Origin of the sequence: Comamonas sp. NLF-1-9, from assembly GCF_019195435.1 — a bacterium.
Lineage (GTDB): Bacteria > Pseudomonadota > Gammaproteobacteria > Burkholderiales > Burkholderiaceae_C > Comamonas_C.
The window spans coordinates 1,990,054-2,010,776 of the sequence record NZ_CP078069.1; the positions used below are offsets into that span (position 1 = coordinate 1,990,054).

General features: G+C 68.2%; 16 protein-coding genes. 11 read left to right on the forward strand and 5 right to left on the reverse strand.

All coding sequences use genetic code 11. The annotated features are described in order from the left end of the window. The 10 genes from KUD94_RS09560 (at position 1) to KUD94_RS09605 (ending at position 11,867) form a co-directional block, all read left to right on the forward strand. Positions 1–1,077: a branched-chain amino acid ABC transporter permease gene (locus KUD94_RS09560; RefSeq protein ID WP_218236966.1), complete on the forward strand. Its 1,077-nt coding sequence runs from the start codon at positions 1–3 to the stop codon at positions 1,075–1,077. After that, positions 1,074–1,910: an ABC transporter ATP-binding protein gene (locus KUD94_RS09565; protein WP_218236968.1), complete on the forward strand. Its 837-nt coding sequence runs from the start codon at positions 1,074–1,076 to the stop codon at positions 1,908–1,910. The genes KUD94_RS09560 and KUD94_RS09565 overlap by 4 nt, the downstream gene beginning before the upstream one ends. Next, a complete protein-coding gene (locus KUD94_RS09570) occupies positions 1,907–2,701 on the forward strand; it encodes an ABC transporter ATP-binding protein (RefSeq protein WP_218236969.1) in 795 nt (264 codons plus the stop codon). The genes KUD94_RS09565 and KUD94_RS09570 overlap by 4 nt, the downstream gene beginning before the upstream one ends. Positions 2,702–2,705: 4 nt before the next feature. Continuing rightward, positions 2,706–4,574, forward strand: coding sequence for a long-chain fatty acid--CoA ligase (locus KUD94_RS09575; protein ID WP_218236971.1), 1,869 nt, complete (start codon positions 2,706–2,708; stop codon positions 4,572–4,574). Positions 4,575–4,637: 63 nt separating this feature from the next. Beyond that, a complete protein-coding gene (locus KUD94_RS09580; RefSeq protein WP_218236973.1) occupies positions 4,638–5,801 on the forward strand; it encodes an ABC transporter substrate-binding protein in 1,164 nt (387 codons plus the stop codon). 112 nt (positions 5,802–5,913) lie between these two features. Further along, positions 5,914–7,080: an acyl-CoA dehydrogenase family protein gene (locus KUD94_RS09585; protein WP_218236975.1), complete on the forward strand. Its 1,167-nt coding sequence runs from the start codon at positions 5,914–5,916 to the stop codon at positions 7,078–7,080. Positions 7,081–7,259: 179 nt separating this feature from the next. Further along, positions 7,260–8,465, forward strand: coding sequence for an acetyl-CoA C-acetyltransferase (locus KUD94_RS09590; RefSeq protein WP_218236977.1), 1,206 nt, complete (start codon positions 7,260–7,262; stop codon positions 8,463–8,465). A gap of 13 nt (positions 8,466–8,478) precedes the next feature. Beyond that, a complete protein-coding gene (locus KUD94_RS09595) occupies positions 8,479–10,647 on the forward strand; it encodes a 3-hydroxyacyl-CoA dehydrogenase NAD-binding domain-containing protein (protein ID WP_218236978.1) in 2,169 nt (722 codons plus the stop codon). Positions 10,648–10,740: 93 nt separating this feature from the next. Next, entirely contained in the window at positions 10,741–11,292 is a 552-nt protein-coding gene (locus KUD94_RS09600; protein WP_218236980.1) for a DUF2939 domain-containing protein, read from the forward strand. 11 nt (positions 11,293–11,303) lie between these two features. Next, positions 11,304–11,867 (forward strand): peroxiredoxin, encoded by a 564-nt coding sequence (locus KUD94_RS09605; RefSeq protein ID WP_218236982.1) that lies wholly within the window; start codon positions 11,304–11,306, stop codon positions 11,865–11,867. Between the two features lie 33 nt (positions 11,868–11,900). Here KUD94_RS09605 and KUD94_RS09610 read toward each other — a convergent pair whose 3' ends face one another. Continuing rightward, complete coding sequence (locus tag KUD94_RS09610; RefSeq protein ID WP_218236984.1) at positions 11,901–13,106, reverse strand: MFS transporter; 1,206 nt, start codon at positions 13,104–13,106, stop codon at positions 11,901–11,903. Between the two features lie 189 nt (positions 13,107–13,295). Between KUD94_RS09610 and KUD94_RS09615 the strand changes: the two genes are divergently transcribed. Then, positions 13,296–14,120 (forward strand): DUF3883 domain-containing protein, encoded by an 825-nt coding sequence (locus KUD94_RS09615; RefSeq protein WP_218236986.1) that lies wholly within the window; start codon positions 13,296–13,298, stop codon positions 14,118–14,120. Here the strand turns inward: KUD94_RS09615 and KUD94_RS09620 are convergent. The 4 genes from KUD94_RS09620 to putA are packed head-to-tail and all read right to left on the reverse strand — an operon-like array spanning position 14,117 to position 20,602. Beyond that, entirely contained in the window at positions 14,117–14,545 is a 429-nt protein-coding gene (locus tag KUD94_RS09620; RefSeq protein WP_218236988.1) for a PIN domain-containing protein, read from the reverse strand. The genes KUD94_RS09615 and KUD94_RS09620 overlap by 4 nt on opposite strands. Then, positions 14,542–14,877 (reverse strand): type II toxin-antitoxin system Phd/YefM family antitoxin, encoded by a 336-nt coding sequence (locus KUD94_RS09625; RefSeq protein ID WP_218236990.1) that lies wholly within the window; start codon positions 14,875–14,877, stop codon positions 14,542–14,544. The genes KUD94_RS09620 and KUD94_RS09625 overlap by 4 nt, the downstream gene beginning before the upstream one ends. Before the next feature lie 46 nt (positions 14,878–14,923). Then, positions 14,924–16,582, reverse strand: coding sequence for a M50 family metallopeptidase (locus KUD94_RS09630; RefSeq protein WP_218236991.1), 1,659 nt, complete (start codon positions 16,580–16,582; stop codon positions 14,924–14,926). A gap of 30 nt (positions 16,583–16,612) precedes the next feature. Then, positions 16,613–20,602 carry a trifunctional transcriptional regulator/proline dehydrogenase/L-glutamate gamma-semialdehyde dehydrogenase gene (gene putA, locus KUD94_RS09635; protein ID WP_218236993.1) on the reverse strand — a complete coding sequence of 1,330 codons (3,990 nt, stop codon included), beginning with the start codon at positions 20,600–20,602 and terminating at the stop codon, positions 16,613–16,615. Between the last annotated feature and the right edge of the window lie 121 nt (positions 20,603–20,723).

A 20,723-nucleotide genomic window follows, 5' to 3' on the forward strand; every position in this document is an offset into this window, starting at 1 on the left:
ATGCGTTTCATTTTCAAGACCTCCTACCAGCAGGACATCCGCCTGGCCAAGCATGGCGGCCATCGGTTCTGGTATGGGCTGCTGCTGCTCGGGCTGCTGGCCGCGCCCGCGCTGCTGCCCGAATACTGGCTGGCCCAGCTCACCTTCGTGCTGATCTACGGCATTGCCGGCCTGGGGTTGATGCTGCTGGCGGGCTTTACCGGCCAGTTCTCGCTCGGGCATGCGGCCTTCCTCGGGGTGGGCGCCTACACCCAGGCGCTGCTCACCGCCATGGGCTGGCCCTTCCTGCTGTCGCTGTCGTGCGCGGCGCTGCTCTCGGCCGCGGTGGGCATCGTCGTGGGCCTGCCGGCGCTGCGCGTCAAGGGCATCTATCTGGCCATTGCCACGCTGGCCTTCGGCTTCATCGTGGAGGAGATCTTCGCGCGCTGGGAGTCGGTCACCGGCGGCAACAAGGGCATCTTCCTGCAGCCGCCGCAGGTCATGGGATACGCCTTCGAGTCGTCGCAGGCGTTTTACTTCCTGTGCCTGGTGATCGCCATCGTCTGCACGCTCGCGATCCTGAACCTTCTGCGCGCGCCCACGGGGCGGGCCTTCGTCGCAATCCGCGATTCGGAGATCTCGGCGCAGAGCATGGGCATACACCTTGCGTACTACAAGACCTTGTCGTTTGCGCTGTCGGCGGCGCTGGCGGGCATCGCCGGCGCGCTCTATGGCCACAAGCTGCAGTTCATCACGCCCGAGCAGTTCGACATCGTGCAGTCCATCGACCTGCTGCTGATGATCGTCATCGGCGGCCTGGGTTCGGTGCACGGCGCCTTCCTGGGCGCGATGTTCCTGATCTTCATGCCTCAGCTCATCAGCCTGTCCAAGGACTGGCTGCCCGATTCGATAGGCCAGTCGCCAGGCCTGCAGACCTTCGTCTATGGTGCGGTGCTGATCGTCTTCGTGATGTTCGAGCCGCTGGGCATCTATGGGCGCTGGATCAAGGTGCGCGCCTGGCTGCAGCTGTTCCCCTTCTACCGGCGCGGGATGTTCCGGCGCCAGAAGTCCTTCCAGAAATCGGAGCGGCTGAGATGAGCGGCAACCTCCTCTTGAGCGCGCAGCACCTGAGCGTGCGCTTCGGCGGCCTGCTGGCCGTGAACGACGTCGGTTTCGAGGTGCGGCAGGGCGAGGTCTTCACGCTGATCGGCCCCAATGGCGCGGGCAAGACCACGGTGTTCAACCTGATCAGCCGCATCTACCAGCCGACGAGCGGCCACATCGACTACGCCGGCCCCGAGGGCACGCTGCGCCTGACCGAGCAGGCGCCGCATGCGGTGGCCGAGCTCGGCATTGCGCGCACCTTCCAGAACATCGAGCTGTTCGAGCACGCAAGCGTTCTGGCCAACCTCTTGATCGGGCGCCACATCCGCCGGCGCACCGGCCTGCTGAGCGACATGCTGTTTACCGGGCGCACCCGCGCCGCCGAGGTGCAGGCGCGCGAGAAGGTGGAGGAAGTCATCGACTTCCTCGACCTGCAGCACTACCGCGACACCCTGGTCGGCGGCCTGCCCTACGGCGTGCGCAAGGTGGTGGAGCTGGGCCGCGCGCTGTGCACCGAGCCGCGCCTGCTGCTGCTCGACGAGCCCTCGTCCGGCCTGAACGTGGAAGAAACCGACGACATGGCCTTCTGGATCGAGGACATCCGAAAAGACCTGGGCATCACCGTGCTGATGGTTGAGCACGACATGTCGCTGGTCTCGCGCGTGTCCGACCGGGTGCTGGCGATGAACCAGGGCGAGGTGCTGGCGCTCGGCACCCCCGCCGAGGTGCAGGCCCACGCGGGCGTGGCCGAGGCCTATCTGGGCACGATAGACGACGTGAGCAATCTGCGCCGCCCCGCCGGCCAGCGGGTGGGAGGGCGCGCATGAACACCCAGGCCAGCGCCGTGCAACTGCCGCTGCTGCAGTTGCAGAACGTGGAGAGCGCCTACGGCCCGATCAAGGCGATACGCGGCGTGAGCCTGGCGGTACACGCGGGCGAGATCGCCACCGTGCTGGGCAGCAACGGCGCGGGCAAGACCACCATCCTCAAGACCATCTCGGGCATCATCGATCCGCTCAAGGGCAGCGTGCAGTTCAAGGGCGTGGACATCACCGCCAACGACCCCACGAGCATCGTGCGCCGGGGCTTGATGCACGTGCCCGAGGGGCGCGAGGTCTTCCCGCTGCTGTCGGTGCGCGACAACCTGATGATGGGCGCCTACACCCGAGCCGACCGCGACGCGGTAGGGCGCGACCTGGAGCAGGTCTACGGCTACTTCCCCATCCTGAAGGAGCGCAGCCACCAGGACGCCGGCCTGCTCTCTGGCGGGCAGCAGCAGATGCTTGCCATCAGCCGCGCGCTGATGGCCGCGCCCGAGCTCATCCTGCTCGACGAACCCAGCCTGGGACTGTCGCCGCGCCTGACCAAGGAGATCTTCGAGATCGTGGTGCGCATCAACCGCGAGCGCGGCACCACCATCTTGCTGGTCGAGCAAAACGCCAACATGGCGCTGAACGCCGCCGACTTCGGCTACGTGCTGGAGAACGGCCGCATCGTCATGGAAGACCGCTGCGAGCGCCTGCGCGAGAAGGAGGACATCAAGGAGTTCTACCTGGGCATGAAGGACGCCGGCGTGCGCGGCGAGCGCCGCTGGAAGAAGAAGAAGACCTGGAGGTAGGCCAATGGCGACGTTGTGGAACCCCGACATCCGGCCGCGCGAGGACATCGCCATGGCGGGCGAGACCATCGCTGCCATGTTCTGGAACGCGGTGCGCGAGCGCGGCCCCGGCGTGTGGCTGCGCGAAAAGAAGCTCGGCCTGTGGCAGGCCTGGACCTGGAAGCAGGTCGGAGAAGCCGTGGGCGAAGTCGCCGGCGGGCTGATGGCGCTGGGCTTTGCGCCGGGCGACACCGCCTCCATCCTGTCCAACACCGTCCTCGAATGGGTGCTGGCCGACCTGGCCGTGCTCTCCTGCGCTGGCGTGGCCAGCGGCATCTACCCGACGGACGCCGCGCCCCAGGTGCACTATCTGACGCAGGATTCGCACAGCAGCATCCTCTTCGTCGAGGACGACGAGCAGCTGGACAAGGCGCTGGAAGTGCGCGCGCAGTTGCCGCTGCTGAAAAAAATCGTCGTCTTCGACATGGACGGCCTGCACGAGCTCGACGACGAGGGCGTGATCAGCCTGGCGCAACTGCGCGCGCTGGGCCGCCAGTGGAACGCCGAACACCCGCAGATGCTGAGCGAGCGCGTGGCCGCGATCACGCCCGAACAACTGGCGATCCTGGTCTATACCTCGGGCACCACCGGCAAGCCCAAGGGCGCGATGCACACCCACGCCGCGCTGGTGCAGACCGCGCGCGGGCTCAACAGCGTGATCTCGCGCAGCGAGCAGGACGAAGCCATGGCCTTCCTGCCGCTGTGCCACATCGCCGAGCGCATGGGCGGCGAATACCTCTCGCTGTACACCGGCTGCAAGCTCAACTTTGTCGAGAACCCCGACACCGTGCCCGAGAACGTGCGCGAGATCGCGCCCACGGTCTTCGTCGCGGTGCCGCGCGTGTGGGAGAAGTTCTATTCCGGCGTCACCATCGCCATCCGGGAAAGCTCGCGCCTGCAGCAGCGCGCCTACGCCTGGGCGCTGGGCGTGGGGCGCGAGATTGCCGAGCGGGTGCTCGCGGGCCAGGACGTGCCCGCCTCGCTCAAGTGGCGCTTTCGGCTCGCGCGCTGGCTGGTGCTGGACAACGTGCGCAAGATGATTGGCATACACCGCTCGCGCTACCTCGTCACCGGCGCCGCGCCGATCTCGCCCGAGCTCATCAAGTGGTACCTGTCGCTGGGCGTGCCCATGCTCGAGGTCTGGGGCATGACCGAGACCTGCGGCGTCTCCACCGCCATGCTGCCCGCGCGCATCAAGCCCGGCTCCATAGGGCCGGCCGCGCACTACAACCAGGTGCGCCTGGATCCGCAGACGGGCGAGATCCAGGTCAAGGGCCCCAACGTCTTTGCCGGCTACCTGAACCTGCCCGAGAAGACCGCCGAGACCTTCACCGAGGACGGATGGCTTGCTACCGGCGACGTCGGCACCGTGGACGCCGACGGCTACTACCGCATCACCGACCGCATGAAGGACATCATCATCACCGCGGGCGGCAAGAACATCACGCCCAGCGAGATCGAGAACGAACTCAAGTTCAGCCCCTACATCACCGACGCCGTGGTGATAGGCGACAAGCGGCCCTACCTCACCGTGATCGTCATGATCGACCAGGAAAACGTCGAGAAGTACGCGCAAGACCACGACGTGCCGTTTTCCAACTACGCCAGCCTCACGCGCGCGCCCGAAGTGCAGCAGCTCATCCAGGACGTGATCGACGAGGTGAACACCCGGTTTGCGCGGGTGGAGCAAATCAAGAAGTTCTTCCTGCTCGACACCCAGCTCACCGCCGAGGACGAAGAACTCACGCCCACGATGAAGCTCAAGCGCAAGCTCGTCGAGAAGAAGTACGCCGAGCAGATCGAGGCGATGTACCGCGGCGCGGGAAAACCCTGAGCCACGCGCCGGCACCAGCAACCACAATCATTTCAAACCACACAAGGAGACCTGACGATGCGCATGAAGACCACCCTTTTGGCCGCCGCCTGCGCCCTGGGCTTTGCCGGGAGCGCGCTGGCACAGAACCTGGGCGTGAGCAAGTCCGAGCTCAAGATCGCCACCATCCAGGACCTCTCCGGGCCGCTGGCGCCGATCGGCAAGCAGGCACGCGACGGCATGCAGCTGCGCGTCGACGAGGCCAACGAACAAGGCGGCATCAACGGCCGCAAGATCGCCTTCAAGGTGGAAGACGACGGCTACGACCCCAAGCGCGCGGTGCTGGCGGCGCAAAAGCTGGTGAACCAGGAAAAGGTCTTCGCCATCATCGGCCACATCGGCACGGCGGCCAATCTGGCCACCTTCCCGGTGATGTTCCCCAAGAAGGTGATCAACTTCCTGCCGCTCACCGCCGCGCGCGAGATGTACGAGCCGCTCAACCCGCTGACCTACGCCTTCATCGCGCCCTACTACCAGCAGATCCGCGAGGCGGTGCCCCAGCTCGTGAAGGACAAGAAGCTGTCCAAGGTCTGCACCATCTACCAGGACGATGAGTTCGGCGCCGAAGTGCTCAAGGGCACCGAGGACGGCCTCAAGGACATCGGCATGCAACTGGTCGAGAAGGCCAGCTTCAAGCGCGGCGCGACCGATTTCTCCTCGCAAGTGGCCAAGACCAAGGCCGCGGGCTGCGACCTGGTGACCCTGGGCGGCGTGATACGCGAGACCATAGGCACGATAGGCACGGCCAAGAAGATGGGCTACAACCCGGTGTTCCTGGGCTCGGCCGCGTCCTACAGCGAGTTGATTCCCAAGCTCGGCGGCAAGGCCATGGACGGCTTGTACGCCACCATGGCCGCGCAGGTGCCTTATGCGGACGACACCAGCAACAAGCCGCTTGCCTTCTGGGCCACCAAGTACAAGACCAAGTACGGCGAGGACGGCGGCATCTTCTCGGCCTATGGCTACATCGTGATGGACATGTTCCTGCAGGCCGTCTCCAAGGCCGGGCCCAACCTCACGACCGACGCCTTCATCAAGACCATGGAGTCCATGCACTTTCCGACCGACATCTTCGGCAGCGCCCCGGCCACCTACACGGCCACCAAGCACCTGGGCAGTACCGCCTGGCGCCTGTCGCTGGTGGAAGACGGAAAGTGGAAGGTCGTGTCCGACTACTCCACCAAATAACACGGCCGCGCTGCCAACGCAGACCGCCTTCGGGCGGTTTGTCGTTTCTGCGACTGGACATCCGGGCAAAAGCTGTCAGACTTTAACCAAGCAACTGCTTCAATTAAATACCATGATCGAACGCACTCTTTTCGATGCCGGCCACCAGGCGTTTGCCGACAGCTTCCGCCGCTTTCTGGACAAGGAAGTCATGCCCCAGCACGCCGCCTGGGAAGAACAAGGCTATGTGGACCGGGCGGTCTGGACCAAGGCGGGCACCAACGGCTTTCTCTGCCTGAGCATGCCCGAGGAATACGGCGGTGCAGGCGCGGACAAGCTCTACAGCGTGGCGCAGATGGAGGCGATCGCGCGCGCCGGCTGCACCGGCATAGGCTTTGGCCTGCACAGCGAGATCGTCGCGCCCTACATCCTGCACTACGGCACCGAGGAGCAAAAGCGCAAATACCTGCCCCGGCTTGCCAGCGGCGAGATGGTCGGCGCCATCGCCATGACCGAGCCGGCCGCCGGCAGCGACCTGCAAGGTGTGAAGACCACCGCCCTGCTGTCCGATGACGGCAGCCACTACGTGCTCAACGGCAGCAAGACCTTCATCACCAATGGCTGGCATGCCGACCTGGTCATCGTCGTGGCCAAGACCGACCCGGCCGCCGGCGCCAAGGGCACCAGCCTGCTGCTGGTCGAGCGCGGCATGGCCGGTTTCGAGAAAGGTCAGCGCCTGAAGAAAGCCGGCATGAAGGCGCAGGACACCTCCGAGCTCTTCTTCAAGGACGTCAAGGTTCCCGTCGAGAACCTGCTGGGCGGCGCCGCCATGCAGAACAAGGGCTTCATTTGCCTGATGGAGCAGCTACCCTGGGAGCGGCTGCAGATTGCGATCACCGCAGTGGCCGCAGCGCAGGCGGCAATCGACTGGACGCTGGACTACGTCAAGCAGCGCAAGGTCTTCGGCCAGGCCGTGGCCGCCTTCCAGAACACCCGCTACACCCTGGCCGAGCTGCAGACCGAGGTGCAGGTGGCGCGCGTCTTTGTCGACAAGTGCTGCGAGCTCATCGTGCAGGACAAGCTGGACACCCAGACCGCCAGCATGGCCAAGTACTGGACCACCGACCTGCAGTTCAAGGTGATGGACGAATGCGTGCAACTCTTTGGCGGCTACGGCTACATGTGGGAATACCCGATCGCCCGCGCCTGGGCCGACGCGCGGGTGCAGCGCATCTACGGCGGCACCAACGAGATCATGAAGGAGCTGATCTCGCGCAACATGGGTTTGCCGGGGCGGTGATCCCCTTGCACCCTCCCCCTCTGCGGGAGGATTGGGGTGGGGGCCTGCTTGCCATCGCGCCAATGCCCGCGGCCCCCATCCCTGCCTTCCCCCAAAGGGGGAAGGAGAAGATACATAAAACATAGCTGCTTGCGCTTGTCCAGCAAGCGTTTGAGCCACTTTTCATCTGGAGAAATTGCATGACCACCGCCTATGTGTTCGAGGCCTTGCGCACCCCGCGCGGAAAGGGCAAGAAGGACGGCACGCTGCACGAGGTCAAGCCCATAGACCTGGCCGCCGGGCTGCTGGCCGAGCTGCAGGCACGCCAGGGGTTTGACAGCGCCGCAGTGGACGACGTGGTCATGGGCGTCGTCTCGCCAGTGGGCGAACAAGGCGCGGTGCTGCCCAAGATCGCCGCGCTCAAGGCCGGCTGGGCGTGGAGCTGCGCGGGCGTGCAGATCAACCGCTTCTGCGCCTCTGGCCTGGAGGCGGTGAACCTGGCGGCGCAGAAAGTGGCCAGCGGCTGGGAAGACCTGGTCGTCGCCGGCGGCGTGGAGAGCATGAGCCGCGTGCCGCTGGGCAGCGACGGCGGCGCCTGGGCGCAAGACCCCGCCACCAATCTGCAGACCCTGTTCGTGCCCCAGGGCATAGGCGCGGACCTGATCGCCACGCTGGACGGCTTCACGCGCGCCGACGTCGACGCCTTCGCGGTCGAGTCGCAAAGGCGCGCTGCTGCAGCGCGGGCGGCCGGATGGTTTCAGCGCTCCGTGGTGCCGGTGCGCGACATGCTCGGCCAGGTGATCCTCGCCGAAGACGAATTCATCAAGCCCCAGACCACGCTGGACGGCCTGGCCGCGCTCAAGCCCTCGTTTGCCCAGTTGGGTGAGATGGGCTTTGACCAGGTGGCGCTGCAGCGCTATCCGCAGGTCGAGCGCATCGAGCACGTGCACCACGCGGGCAATTCCTCGGGCATCGTCGATGGCGCGGCCGCCGTGCTGATCGGCAGCGAGGCCGCGGCCAAGGCCCATGGCCTCAGGCCGCGCGCGCGCATCGTCGCTACCGCCGTGAGCGGGGACGACCCCACCATCATGCTCACCGGCCCCATGCCCGCCACACGCAAGGCGCTGTCGCGCGCCGGCATGACGATAGACCAGATCGACCTGTTCGAGGTGAACGAGGCCTTTGCCGCCGTGCCCATGCGCTTCATGCGCGAGATGGGCGTGCCGCACGAGAAGGTCAACGTCAACGGCGGCGCGATCGCGATGGGCCACCCGCTGGGCGCGACCGGCGCGATGCTGCTGGGCACGCTGATCGACGAACTCGAGCGCCGCCAACTGCGCTACGGCCTGGTCACGCTGTGCGTGGGCGGCGGCATGGGCATTGCCACCATCGTTGAGCGGCTTTGAGGGAGACAAACACATGGACACCATCCGCTACGAACTCATCCCCGCCCAGGGCGAAGGCCAGGTTGCCCTGGTCACCTTCGACGAACCCGGCTCGCCGGTGAACACCATGTGCGCGCGCTGGCAGGGCGACCTGGTCGCGCTGACCGCCCAGGTACTGGCGGACCGCGACCGCCTGGGCGCGCAGCTCAAGGGCATCGTGCTCGCATCGGCCAAGAAGACTTTCTTTGCCGGCGCAGACCTGAAGGCCCTGATGCGATTGACGCCCGCCGACGCGCCGCAGGTGTTCACCGAGATCGAGCGCATGAAAAAGCAGATGCGCACGCTGGAAACCCTGGGCATTCCGGTGGTCTCGTGCATCAACGGCACGGCGCTCGGCGGCGGCTGGGAGGTGGCCTTGATGGGCCACCACCGCATCGCGGTCGATGAGGCCAAAACCCAGCTCGGCCTGCCGGAAGTGACGCTGGGCCTGCTGCCCGGCGCCAGCGGCATCACCAAGACGGTGCGCCTGCTCGGCCTCATGGGCGCGCAGCCCTGGCTGCTTGAAGGCAAGCTGTTCAACCCGCAGCAGGGCAAGGCGCTGGGCCTGGTGCACGCACTGGTGGCCACGCGCGAGGAGCTGCTGCCTGCGGCGCTGGCCTGGATTGCCGCCCACCCCGAATCGCGCCAGCCCTGGGACGAAAAGGGCTACAAGATCCCAGGCGGCACGCCGGCCAACCCCAAGATTGCCGCCGCTCTGGCGGTAGCGCCAGCCATGCTGCGCAAAACCACGCGCGGGCGCTACCCCGCGCCCGAAGCGGCGCTGGCCGCGATGGTCGAGGGTGCGAGCGTGGACTTTGACACCGCGCTGCGCATCGAAAGCCGCTACCTCGCTGGCCTCATGACCAGCCCGGTGGCGCACAACATGGTCAGCGCCTTCTTCTTTGACCTGAACGCGATCAAGAGCGGGCAGTCGCGCCCCAAGCTGGCCGAGCGCTTCAAGCCCACGCGCGTCGGCGTGCTCGGCGCGGGCATGATGGGCGCGGGCATCGCCTGGGCGCAGGCCAGCCGCGACATCGCCACGCCACTGCTGGACGTGAGCGTCGAGAAGGCCGAGCACGGCAAGGCCTACAGCGCCCGCCTGGCCGACAAGCGCGTGGAAAAAGGCCGCATGAGCGCCGAGGCGCGCGAGGCGCTGCTCGCCTGCATCGCACCTACCGCCGAGGCGCGCGACCTGGCGGGCTGCGAGCTGATCATCGAAGCGGTGTTCGAAAACCGCGAGCTCAAGGCCAGGATCACGCGCGAAGCCGAGCCGCAACTGGCACCGCGCGGCTTCTTCGCGAGCAACACCTCCACCCTGCCGATCACCGGCCTGGCCCAGGCCAGCCGCGCGCCGGAAAAATTCATCGGCATCCACTTCTTCAGCCCGGTAGACAAGATGCGGCTGGTGGAGATCATTCGCGGACGGCAAACCAGCGACGAGACCGTGGCGCGCGCCTACGACTACGTGCTCGCGCTGGGCAAGCTGCCCATCGTGGTCAACGACGCGCGCGGCTTCTACACCAGCCGCACCTTCGGCACCTATGTGATGGAAGGCGCCAGCATGCTCGCCGAGGGCATTCCCGCGCCGGTGATAGAGAACGCCGCGATGCAGGCCGGCATGCCGGTAGGCCCGCTGGCGGTGCTGGACGAAACCGCGCTGTCCTTGAGCGTGCACGTGATGGAGCAGACCCGCGCCGACCTCGCCGCCGAGGGCAAGACCTGGCAGGCCACGCCCGGCGAGCTGCTGGTCGAGCGCATGGTCAAGGAATTCAAGCGGCCCGGTCGCGCCGGCGGCGGCGGTTTCTACGACTACCCCAAGGGCGAGAAAAAGCACCTGTGGAGCGAGCTCAAACCCCTGTTTGAAAAGCCCGATACCCGCTGGAGCGTGCCCGAGCTGCAAGACCGCCTGCTCTACCGCCAGGCGATAGAGACCGCGCGGTGTCTTTCCGAAGGCGTGCTCACCAGCGTGCACGACGCCAACATCGGCTCGATCTTCGGCATCGGCTTTCCGGCCTGGACCGGGGGCGCGATGCAGTTCATCTACGGCACGGGCGTGGACGCCTTCGCGGCGCGCGCGGAGGAACTCGCGCAGCGGCACGGCGCGGGCTTTGCCATCGACGCCAAGGTGCGCGAGGCCATCACGCAGCATCAGCCCGTCTATTGACCATGCCCGTCCCTGCGGGAGCGGCGTGAGCCGCGACCACAGGCTTGGAATCCGCGCGGTATGCTGGCGCCTTTGCGCCCAGCGCCCTCCCCGGTGAACAAGAAAATCCTCGCTCCGCTTCTGGCCGCCGGCGTGCTGCTGGCCGCCTGGTTCATCGCCGCGCCCTGGCTCACGGTCTACCAGATCGGCAACGCAGCCCAGAGCCGCGACGCCCAGGCGCTGGCCGAGCATGTGGACTTCGCCAGCGTGCGCCAAAGCCTGAAGGACCAGATCAAGGCCATGATGCTGGACAAAGTGGCGCGCGAAGACGGCGGCGCGCTCAACCCGCTGGCCGCCCTGATTGCGCCACTGGCGGGCGCCGTCGTGGACGGGGCGGTAGACGCCTACCTCACGCCGGCGGGCCTGGCGCGTTTGATGGCCGGCACCGCGCCGCGTGAAGGCGCAGCCAAACCCGGGGGCGAAGCCGGCACGCCCGAGGACGGCGAGGCCGGCGCAGGCCGCCCCCTGGCGGGGGCAGACATGGGCTACGCCGGCATGCACCGCTTCATCGTCACCGCCCACGGGCGCCGCGGCGACACGCGCTTCGTGCTCAGGCGCCAAGGCCTGGGCTGGAAGCTCAGCGAAATCATCCTGCCCTTGAACTGAGAGGCACACCCATGGACACCCCCGTCACCTTCCCCTTGCCGCCGGATCTGCCCGAACCTTTGGACGATGGCGCCGCCCGCCACCTGATGGGCATGCGCCTGCCCGAGCTGCAACTGCCTTGCACCGACGGCAGCCAGGTCGCGCTGAACCTGCTGGGCGGGCGCACCGTGATCTTCATCTACCCCATGACCGGGCGCCCGGGCATAGCCCTGCCCGAAGGCTGGGACGCGATACCCGGCGCGCGCGGCTGCACGCCGCAGGCCTGCGCCTTCCGCGACCACCATGAGGCGCTGTGCCAGCACGGCGCGCGCGTCTTCGGCCTGAGCACGCAAGACAGCGCCTACCAGCGCGAGGCGCGCGAGCGTCTGCACCTGCCCTTCGAGCTGCTGAGCGACCAGGCGCTGCAATTCGGCACCGCGCTGCGCCTGCCGGGCTTCATGGCCGGGGGCATGGCGCTGCACAAGCGCCTGACGCTGGTGCTCGAAGATGCCTGCATCGTCAAGGTCTTCTACCCGGTGTTTCCGCCCGACGGCAATGCCCGGGAGGTACTCGACTGGATGCGCAGCCGCGCCTGAGGCGCGCTGGCACGCCGGTGCGAAGCGACGCCTTCAAGCCTTTGCCGGCAGATTTGCGGGAGCTGCCGGTAGCCAGCGCCAGAACATCCAGGCGGCGACAAAACCAAGGCCGCCCGTCACCAGCACGCCGCCGGCCAGCGTGATCGCGGCGGTGAGCGCCGACAGCAGCAGCGGCCCGCCGCCCCCGCCGATATCGGTGATCACGCGCCAGATGCCGAGGAACTGCGTGCGCCCCGCTGCCGGCGAGGCGTCCGCGCCTATGGTGAGCACGATGCCCGCGCCCACGCCATTGCCCACGCCCATCAGCAGGCTCGCCGCCAACAGGCTGGCAAAACCGCCGGTGAGCGGCATCAGGCAAAAGCTCGCGCCCATCACCAGCATGCTGGGCAGCGCCACCGCGCGCCGCCCGCGGCGGTCCATCACCCGGCCCGCAGGGTAGAACAGCAGCATGTCCACCGCGCCCATCAGGCCGTAGATCAGCGAGGTGCTGGCCGCGTCCAGCCCGATGTGGCTGGCCCACAGCGGAATCACCACCTGGCGGCAGGCGCGAATCGCCGCCACCAGCGCCGTGGCCACGCCCAGCGTGAGCAGCACGCGCCCATGCGCGCGCACCATGGCCGCCGGCGCCGGCACCGCCTGCGGCGCGGCGGCGCCCGCCTGCGCCCGCGTCGGCAGGTCGGGCACCAGCAGCGACAGCGCGCCGGTCGCCAGCATCACCAGCAGCGCCGCCCAGTAGGCGCCGTCCAGCCCCAGCCAGCCGATGAAGGCCGCGCCCAGAAACGGCCCGGCAAACATGCCCACGCGGTGCACCCCGCCGAGCATGGCCATGGCGCGGGCGCGCAAATGCAGCGGCGCCGCCTCCACCAGAAAAGCCTGGCGCGCCAGCATGAACACCGCCCGCGCCAGCCCCACCATGAACACGCCCAGCCCCAGCAGCCAGACGCTGCGCGCCACCAGGCACAGCACCAGCGCCACCAGGCAGAACCCGGCCGCGCCCACCATGGCCCGCCGCTCGCCAAAGCGTGTGGCCAACCACGCCGCAGGAATATTGGCCAGCAACGAACCCAGACCGACCAGCGCCACCACCAGCCCCGCCACCGCCAGGCTCGCCCCCAGCGCCCGGGCACTGAGCGCCAGCACCGGCAGGATAGTGCCCTCGCACAGGCCGAACATGAGCGAGGGGCCAAACGCGGGCAGCGCCATGCGGCGCAGGCTGAAATCTTGGGGGGAGCTTGGCATGGGGGAGCGCAGATTGTCCGCGCTTATGTCGGTCACGAAACGCTCGGCGCCCCATCTATGCCGCAACGCATTTCCGAGCTACGCCGCAAGGCCGGGTGTAAGCCCAGGTCGCGAACCATAATTCGGCACGACCCACCCAGCCATTTCGCGTTCTCGATGATGCCAACCCCCCAGGAAGAAGACCAAACCATGCTCAAGGCAGCCTGGACGGAGGCCGAGATCGAGCAGGTCGTCCAGGACTACTTCGCCATGCGCTCGCTCTTCCTGCAGGGCCGCCCTTTTGTCAAGGCACGCTACTACAAAGAGACTGCGAAGCGCATCGGGCGCTCCGTTGCGTCGATCGAGCACAAGTACATGAACATCAGCGCGACGCTGGAGCGCTTGAGTTTGCCCTGGGTCACCGGATATGCGCCCATGCGCAACTTTCAGCATGCCTTGTTGAAGGCGGTGGAGACGCGGGTCGCTCAAGAATGGGATGGCCCCATCATCCCCGAGCAGGCAAACTGGAGGGCGGCCGACGCCCCTGCCCTGGCGATCGAAGCGCCGCCACCCCTCAATACGGTGCTGACTTCCACTCACCAGGAACTCGAACGCATCGCCCGGCGCTTTGACCCGGCGCTGCGCGACGAGCGCAACCGCAAACTGGGTCGCGCAGGTGAGGAATACGTCCTTGAATCAGAACGCACCCGCCTCACAGCCCATGGGCGCGCAGACCTCGCGAGAAAAGTGCTCTGGGTGGCGCAGGAACAGGGCGACGGCGCCGGGTACGACATCCTATCGTTCGAGCCCAATGGCGAAGAACGTTTCCTGGAAGTGAAGACCACCGTCGGCCACCAACGCACACCCTTCTATCTTTCAAGCAATGAGCGAGACCTCGCGCGAGAAGCGCCGGATCGATTTCGCATCTTCAGGTTGTATGGCTGGGGCACCGAGCCGCGTGCATTCCTGATCAAGCCGCCGCTGGAGTCCAGCTTGATCCTGAGTCCGACGGCCTACCGTGCTTCTTTCGGCTAGCGTCGCGGCGCAAATGGGGCCAGCACCGCCACGTTCAGCCCCGCCACGCGCCGAAACGCCGCATCGCCCGTGAGCAGCACATGCCCGGGTCCGAGCTGCAAGCAGCAGGCCGCCTGCAATGCATCGGGGGTACGCAAGCCATGGCGCGCCCGGATGGCGGCCGCCAGCTCCACCACTTCACGGGTCAGCTCCAGCCACACCAGATCCGGGCGCGCAAAAAAGGCGTCGAACAGCGCGAGTCTTGCAAGCTCGTCCGCCTTCATCGGGCCGACCCGGCATTCCAGCCACGACAAGCGGCTGACAGCCACACGCAGGCCCGCATGCGTCTGCGCGAGCGCGGCCAGCTCGGCGTGCGCCCTGCGGGCCAATGCAGGCTCGCCCTCGAGCAGATAAATCAGCGCGCTGGCATCCAGAAACGCTATCACCAGGCGCGTTCCTCGGCCAAGGCGGCATCGATCTCCGCCTGCTCACGACGCCCTGTCGGCGCTTGCGTTTGCGCCAGCAGCCATTGGGCCGCGGTCATTCCGGGCACAAGGGGCGCCTGCGCCGATGTCAGGCGCCGGTACTCCTCTTCGCTCAACATGACAGCCGCCGGCCGGTTGTGCTTGAGCACGTGCACCGGCCCGTGCTGCAGTTTTTCTCCGATGGCCGCCATGCCGCGACGCTTGATTTCGGCAATGGTCAGAGTGTTCATGAAGCATCCAAATCGGTACTGAATGACTCCAATGATACCGTTTTCAGTATCAAAACAGGTCATGCGGTACTCTTCTGATGCTCCAAAATCACCGCCGCACACCTGCGCCTCAAGCCGTCCCCCAAACCCTCAGCACCCACACCACGCCCTGCCCCACCGGATGCAGCAGCACCAGGGCGAACGGGGCCAGGTAGAGCAGCAGCAAGCCGATGCCGACGCCAGGCGTGGGCGGCGCCTCGTCCAGGCGGGCGCGCAGGGCCAGCATCTGCTCGAAGCGCCGGGCCAAGCCGGCGGCGGGCCTGGCGCGCGTGCACAGCGCGAGCAGGAGGGCGTCGCGCTCGGGGCCCGGCTCGATCTTGGCGCCCTGGCGCAAGAGCCTGGCCTCGCGCAGCGCGCCGCGCCAGACCCAGGTCTGCCAGAGTGCGACCAGCACGAAGGACCAAAAACCCAGCCGCCAGGCAAAAACCAGCAGCCCGGCCAGCGCGGCGCCCGCGAGGGCAAAGACCAGCCATTGCCAGCGCCGTGGCAGCAAGGCTTGCACGATCCGGCCGCCTTCGAACGCGGGCAGCGGCAACAGAGCCGCGTAATTGACGAGCAGCGGCACCAGCGCGCCCGGCAGCAGCCAGGGCTGCGTCTCGGTCAGGGCGACCATGTTCACCACTACGCCGGCGAAGTCAGGGGCGCCGAACCAGAGCGTCAGCCAGGCCCAGCCCAGGAGCACGCCCGGCAGCGTGGCGGCCAGGCCGACGAGGGCGCGGCGCGCGCCCGAGGGTGCGGGGTCGACGCCGGGCCTGCGTTCGCCCAGCAGCGCCAGCGGCGGCAGCACCGCGCCGCGCCAGCCCATGGCGCGCATCGCAAGGTAGCGGCCCGCTTCGTGCAACACGAAGGTGAGCGCGATCCAGAACGCCAGCCAGCGATGGAAGCGGGCCGATGCGCCGTCGCCAATGACCAGGGCCAGAAACACCGCGAAGACCGCCGTCACCGCCAGCGCCAAGCCCCATTGCACACCGGGCCCGGGTGCCTGTTCGCGCACTCGCTCATGCTCGGCCAGCAGCGCGAGCTGGCGCGCCATTGGCACCTCGCCGGGCGGCGGGGCCTTGGGCGTGCGCGTCAGCGCCCGGAAAAAAGCCGGGTACTTCGCCAGCCGCAGACGCAGGCTGGCGTCGGCGTCCCGGCGCATCCAGCCGCGCCGCACCAAATCACCGAGAAAGCGCCCCCAGTAGGCGTCAAGCCGGTCCACCCAGGCGGGCAGGTCGGGCGCCTCGGGCATGGCTTGTGTGCCCAGCGCCGCGCAGGCCTCGCGGTGCGCGGCGAAGAGCATTTCCAGGCTTTGCACCTCGTGGCTGCGGCGAATGTCCGCCGGGGAGCTGAAGCACTCATCCAGCGGCATGTTGGGCACGCTGGTGAGCCGACGACCATCGGCAAACGAGGTAGCCAAAACCGCCATCAGTTCGTTGGGCCTTTGCAGCTGCTTGCCGGGGCTCAGCAGCGCCGTCGTACCACTGGCGTGGTGCACCAGCACGCGCATGACTACCGAGGGATGCGCGCCATCTGGCTCATCCATGCCGACCCAGCCCAAGGGCTCGAATCCCAGCGCGCTCAGCTCTTGCTCGGCGCGCTCGAACAGGTCGGCATGCGCGGGCGATGCCTGCGCCGCCGTGGCCACGCGAAAGCGATGGTGCGGCCAGCGCAGGCTGGAGATCTGGCCGACGATGGACGCCAGCCACAAACACGCCAGCAGCGCGACGCACAACAGGAGCCAAAACATGGCGCAGTGATCGGATCGGACCGGGCCGGCTCACGCCATGGTCATCAACTGCGCATTGCCGCCGGCCGCCGCCGTGTTGGTGCTGATCGACTGCTCATGCACCAGCGCCGCCAGGTCGTAGCCACGGCCTGCGGCCAGCTCGTCGCTGCTGCGGCTTTCCACGCGCACCAGCGCACCCGCGCGCGCGGCCACGCGCGTGGCCAGTTGCAGCAGCGCGTCGCCATCGCCCTCGAACAGCAGCGCGGCCATGGGCGCATCGTCCAGCGCGGCGGCGTCGGCCTGGCGCAGGCGCTCGCGCGCCGGCTCGCCCAAGGCCGCCTGCACGGCCGACCAGGCGGCCGCGCAGTCGCTGTCGCCCTCGGGCAGCACCAGCTCGCAGACGTTGCCGCTGGCAAGCGCCGCGGCCACCTGCGCCAGCAGGCCCAGGGCGGTGCGCGGCAGCGCCCACACCGGGCCGCGCGGCAGCAGCCGGTAGCGGTTGGATTCGCCCGTGGGGCCGGGCAGCGGCCAGCTTTCATGCAGGCGCGCGGCGCTGATGGCGGCCTGCACCAGGACGCGGGCCTGGGCGGCGTCCACCTGCGCTGGCGGCGACTGCAGCAGCGGCTCAAGCAGCGCTGCGGCCGCCGTGGCCGGGGCCGCCTCCTTTGCGGGCAGCGCGGCCAGCGCCTCGTTGGGCGCGCCCTGCACCAGCCGGTACAGGTAGAGCGGCCCGCCCGCCTTGGGGCCGGTACCCGACAAACCCACGCCGCCAAAGGGCTGCACGCCGACGACCGCGCCGATGATGTTGCGGTTCACGTAGATGTTGCCGGCCTGCACCCGGGCGCTGAGCTCGGCGATGGTCTCGTCGATGCGGCTGTGCACGCCAAAGGTCAAGCCATAGCCGCTGGCGTTGATCTGCGCCAGCAGCTCGGGCAGCGCCTCGCGCTGGTAGCGCACCACGTGCAGCACCGGGCCGAAGACTTCGCGCCTCAGGCGCGCGGCGCTGTCCAGCTCGATGAGCGCGGGCGGCACGTAATACCCCTTGTCTGCGCTCTGGTGCAGCCGCGTGACCTTCTGGCCCGCGGACTGCATGGCCTCGATGTGGGTTTCGATCTGGGCGCGCGCCTCCTCGTCGATGACCGGGCCGACGTCGGTGTCCAGGCGGTCGGGGTTGCCCATGCGCCATTCCTGCAAGGCGCCCTTGAGCATCGCCAGTTGCCGCTCGGCGATGTCTTCCTGCAGGCACAGCAGGCGCAGCGCCGAGCAGCGCTGCCCGGCCGAGTCGAAGGCCGAGCCGAGCACATCGAGCGTCACCTGCTCAGCCAGCGCCGACGAATCGACCACCATGGCATTGAGCCCGCCGGTCTCGGCAATCAAGGGGATGACGCGGCCCTGGGGCGACAGGCGCGTGGCCAGGCGCTGCTGGATGCGGCGCGCAACCGCGGTCGAGCCGGTGAACAGCACGCCCGCCACCTGCGGGTGCGCGACCAGTTGCTCGCCCACGGTTTCGCCCGGGCCGGGCAGCAACTGCAGCGCATCGTGCGGCACCCCGGCCTCGTGCAGGATCGCAATCATGGCTGCGGCGGTCAGCGGCGTCTGCTCGGCCGGCTTGGCCAGCACCACGTTGCCCGCGGCCAGCGCCGCCGCCACCTGGCCGGTGAAGATGGCCAGCGGGAAGTTCCAGGGGCTGATGGCCAGCACCACGCCCAGCGGGCGCTGGCTGGCGTTGTCGAACTGCGCCTGCACCTGCGCGCCGTAGTAGCGCAGGAAATCAGTGGCCTCGCGGATCTCGCCCAGCGCCGCAGCCAGGGTCTTGCCGGCTTCGCGCTGGATCAGGCCCATCAGCAGCTGGCCGCGCTGCTCCAGCAGGTCGGCCGCGCGCGCCAGCACGTCGGCGCGGCGCGCTGGCGGCAGGCCGGCCCACATCGGCAGCACCTGGGCGGCGCGCCGGGCGCTGTGCTCGACGTCGCCGGCATCTGCAGGCCGCACCCAGCCCACCGTGTCCTGCAGCTGCGCGGGGTTGCGCAGCGGCTGCCAGGCGCCGTCGTGCTCGGGCTCGGGCGGCGGCTGCACGCCCGGCGGCATGGCAAACCAGGGATGGCTGGTGCTGCCCAGCAGCGCCACCGCGAGCGAAGCCAGGCGCTGCTCGTGCGCCAGGTTCAGGCCCTGGGAGTTGGGCCGCGCCAGCGCCCCCTGGCCGGCAAACAGGTTCACCGGCAGCGGAATGCGCGGGTGCGGCGCGCCCAGCACGCCCTCGTCGCGCGCGATCTGCTGCGCCTGCTGCACCGGGTCTTGCACCAGCTCGGCAACCGGCACGGCCGGGTCGCCAATGCGGTTGACGAAGGAGGTGTTGGCGCCGTTTTCCAGCAGGCGGCGCACCAGGTAGGCGAGCAGCGTCTCGTGGTTGCCCACCGGGGCGTAGATGCGGCAGGGGCGCGCGAGCTTGCCCTCGGCCGTGGGGCCGACGACTTGCGCATACAGCGGCTCGCCCATGCCGTGCAGGCACTGGAATTCGTACTGGCCGCTGTAGTAGCTGCCGCCCACCGACTGCGCCAGATGGTAGATGCTGGCCAGGGTTTGCGCGTTGTGCGTGGCAAATTGCGGGTAGATGGCGTCGGGCGCCTGCAACAGCTTGCGCGCGCAGGCGAGGTAGCTCACGTCGGTGTAGGCCTTGCGCGTGTAGACCGGGTAGCCGGGCAGGCAATCGAGTTGCGCGCGCTTGATCTCGCTGTCCCAGTAGGCGCCCTTGACCAGGCGCACCATCAGGCGGCGGCGGCTGCGCCGCGCCAGGTCGATCAGGTAATCGATGACCTGCGGGCAGCGCTTCTGGTAGGCCTGCACCACGAAGCCTATGCCGCTCCAGCCCTTGAGGCTGGGCGCGGCGCACAGCGCTTCCAGAATGTCCAGCGACAACTCCAGGCGGTCGGCCTCTTCGGCGTCGATGTTCATGCCGATGTCGTACTGGCGCGCGAGCTCCGCCAGATGCAGCACGCGCGGCAGCAGCTCGCTCATCACGCGCTCGTACTGGGCGCGGCTGTAGCGCGGGTGCAGGGCCGAGAGCTTGATCGAGATGCCCGGCCCCTCGAAGATGCCGCGCCCGTTGGCCGCGCTGCCTATGGCGTGGATGGCCTGCTGGTAGTCGGCCAGATAGCGCTGGGCGTCGGCCTCGGTCGTGGCGGCTTCGCCCAGCATGTCGTAGCTGTAGCGAAAGCCCTGTTTTTCGTGGGCGCGGCTGTTGGCCAGGGCTTCGGAGATGTTCTGGCCGGTGACGAACTGCTCGCCCATGAGCTTCATCGCGCGGTGCACGCCCTGGCGGATGACCGGCTCGCCGCCCTTGGCGATCACCCGGGTGAGCGCGGCCGAGAGCGTCTTTTCGCTGCTGGTGGCGGTGAGCTTGCCAGTCAGCACCAGGCCCCAGGCGGCGGCGTTGACGAAGAGCGAGGGCGAGCGGCCCACATGCGCGCGCCAGTCGCCGCGGCTGATCTTGTCGCGGATCAGCGCGTCGCGCGTGGCGCGGTCGGGGATGCGCAAGAGCGCCTCGGCCAGGCACATCAGCGCCACGCCCTCCTGGCTGGAGAGCGAAAACTCCTGCACCAGCGCGGCCACGCCGCTGAGCACCGGCGCGTCGCGCAGGCCTTGCACCAGGCGGGTAGCGAGCTCGCGCACGCGCGCTTCCTGCGCCGGTTCGCCGGCGCGCGCCAGCGGCAGCAGCACGGGCAGGCATTCGGGCTCGGGCCGGTGCCAGGCGGCGGTGATGGCGCCGCGCAGCGGCGTCTGCGGCAAGATGGACTGGGCAAAGGCCAGAAAGGGCTGGCTTGCGGCATTGCCAGCGGCAGCGGCGTCGGCGTCGGGCGCATCGGCTTCGTCGCTGGCGGCGCCGTGCAGGTGGATCTCGTGCGCGCCGCGCTCCACCGCATCGACATAGAGCATGGCCGCCTGCTTGATCAGCCAGTGGGGCGTGCGCCCGATCTGCTGCGCGGCCGCATGGATGCGCTCGCGCTGTCGCTCATCGACCTTGATGCCCAGGGTGGAAGTGGCCATGGCAAGCTGCCTTGTGCGTGGGAAGAGACCGCCATGGTTGCACACATTGGCCAGGCGCAGATATTAGGGTTAACCCGTGGTTCTACTTTTTGCCCCGGTGCTTCTCCTGCACACGTTCGCG

What these genes read in the sequence shown, in the direction of transcription:
- KUD94_RS09560 (WP_218236966.1), top strand. Translation starts at nt 1, where the DNA reads ATGCGTTTCATTTTCAAGACCTCCTACCAGCAGGACATCCGCCTGGCC.
- KUD94_RS09565 (WP_218236968.1), top strand. Translation starts at nt 1,074, where the DNA reads ATGAGCGGCAACCTCCTCTTGAGCGCGCAGCACCTGAGCGTGCGCTTC.
- KUD94_RS09570 (WP_218236969.1), top strand. Translation starts at nt 1,907, where the DNA reads ATGAACACCCAGGCCAGCGCCGTGCAACTGCCGCTGCTGCAGTTGCAG.
- KUD94_RS09575 (WP_218236971.1), top strand. Translation starts at nt 2,706, where the DNA reads ATGGCGACGTTGTGGAACCCCGACATCCGGCCGCGCGAGGACATCGCC.
- KUD94_RS09580 (WP_218236973.1), top strand. Translation starts at nt 4,638, where the DNA reads ATGAAGACCACCCTTTTGGCCGCCGCCTGCGCCCTGGGCTTTGCCGGG.
- KUD94_RS09585 (WP_218236975.1), top strand. Translation starts at nt 5,914, where the DNA reads ATGATCGAACGCACTCTTTTCGATGCCGGCCACCAGGCGTTTGCCGAC.
- KUD94_RS09590 (WP_218236977.1), top strand. Translation starts at nt 7,260, where the DNA reads ATGACCACCGCCTATGTGTTCGAGGCCTTGCGCACCCCGCGCGGAAAG.
- KUD94_RS09595 (WP_218236978.1), top strand. Translation starts at nt 8,479, where the DNA reads ATGGACACCATCCGCTACGAACTCATCCCCGCCCAGGGCGAAGGCCAG.
- KUD94_RS09605 (WP_218236982.1), top strand. Translation starts at nt 11,304, where the DNA reads ATGGACACCCCCGTCACCTTCCCCTTGCCGCCGGATCTGCCCGAACCT.
- KUD94_RS09610 (WP_218236984.1), bottom strand. Translation starts at nt 13,106, where the DNA reads ATGCCAAGCTCCCCCCAAGATTTCAGCCTGCGCCGCATGGCGCTGCCC.
- KUD94_RS09615 (WP_218236986.1), top strand. Translation starts at nt 13,296, where the DNA reads ATGCTCAAGGCAGCCTGGACGGAGGCCGAGATCGAGCAGGTCGTCCAG.
- KUD94_RS09625 (WP_218236990.1), bottom strand. Translation starts at nt 14,877, where the DNA reads ATGACCTGTTTTGATACTGAAAACGGTATCATTGGAGTCATTCAGTAC.
- KUD94_RS09630 (WP_218236991.1), bottom strand. Translation starts at nt 16,582, where the DNA reads ATGTTTTGGCTCCTGTTGTGCGTCGCGCTGCTGGCGTGTTTGTGGCTG.
- putA (WP_218236993.1), bottom strand. Translation starts at nt 20,602, where the DNA reads ATGGCCACTTCCACCCTGGGCATCAAGGTCGATGAGCGACAGCGCGAG.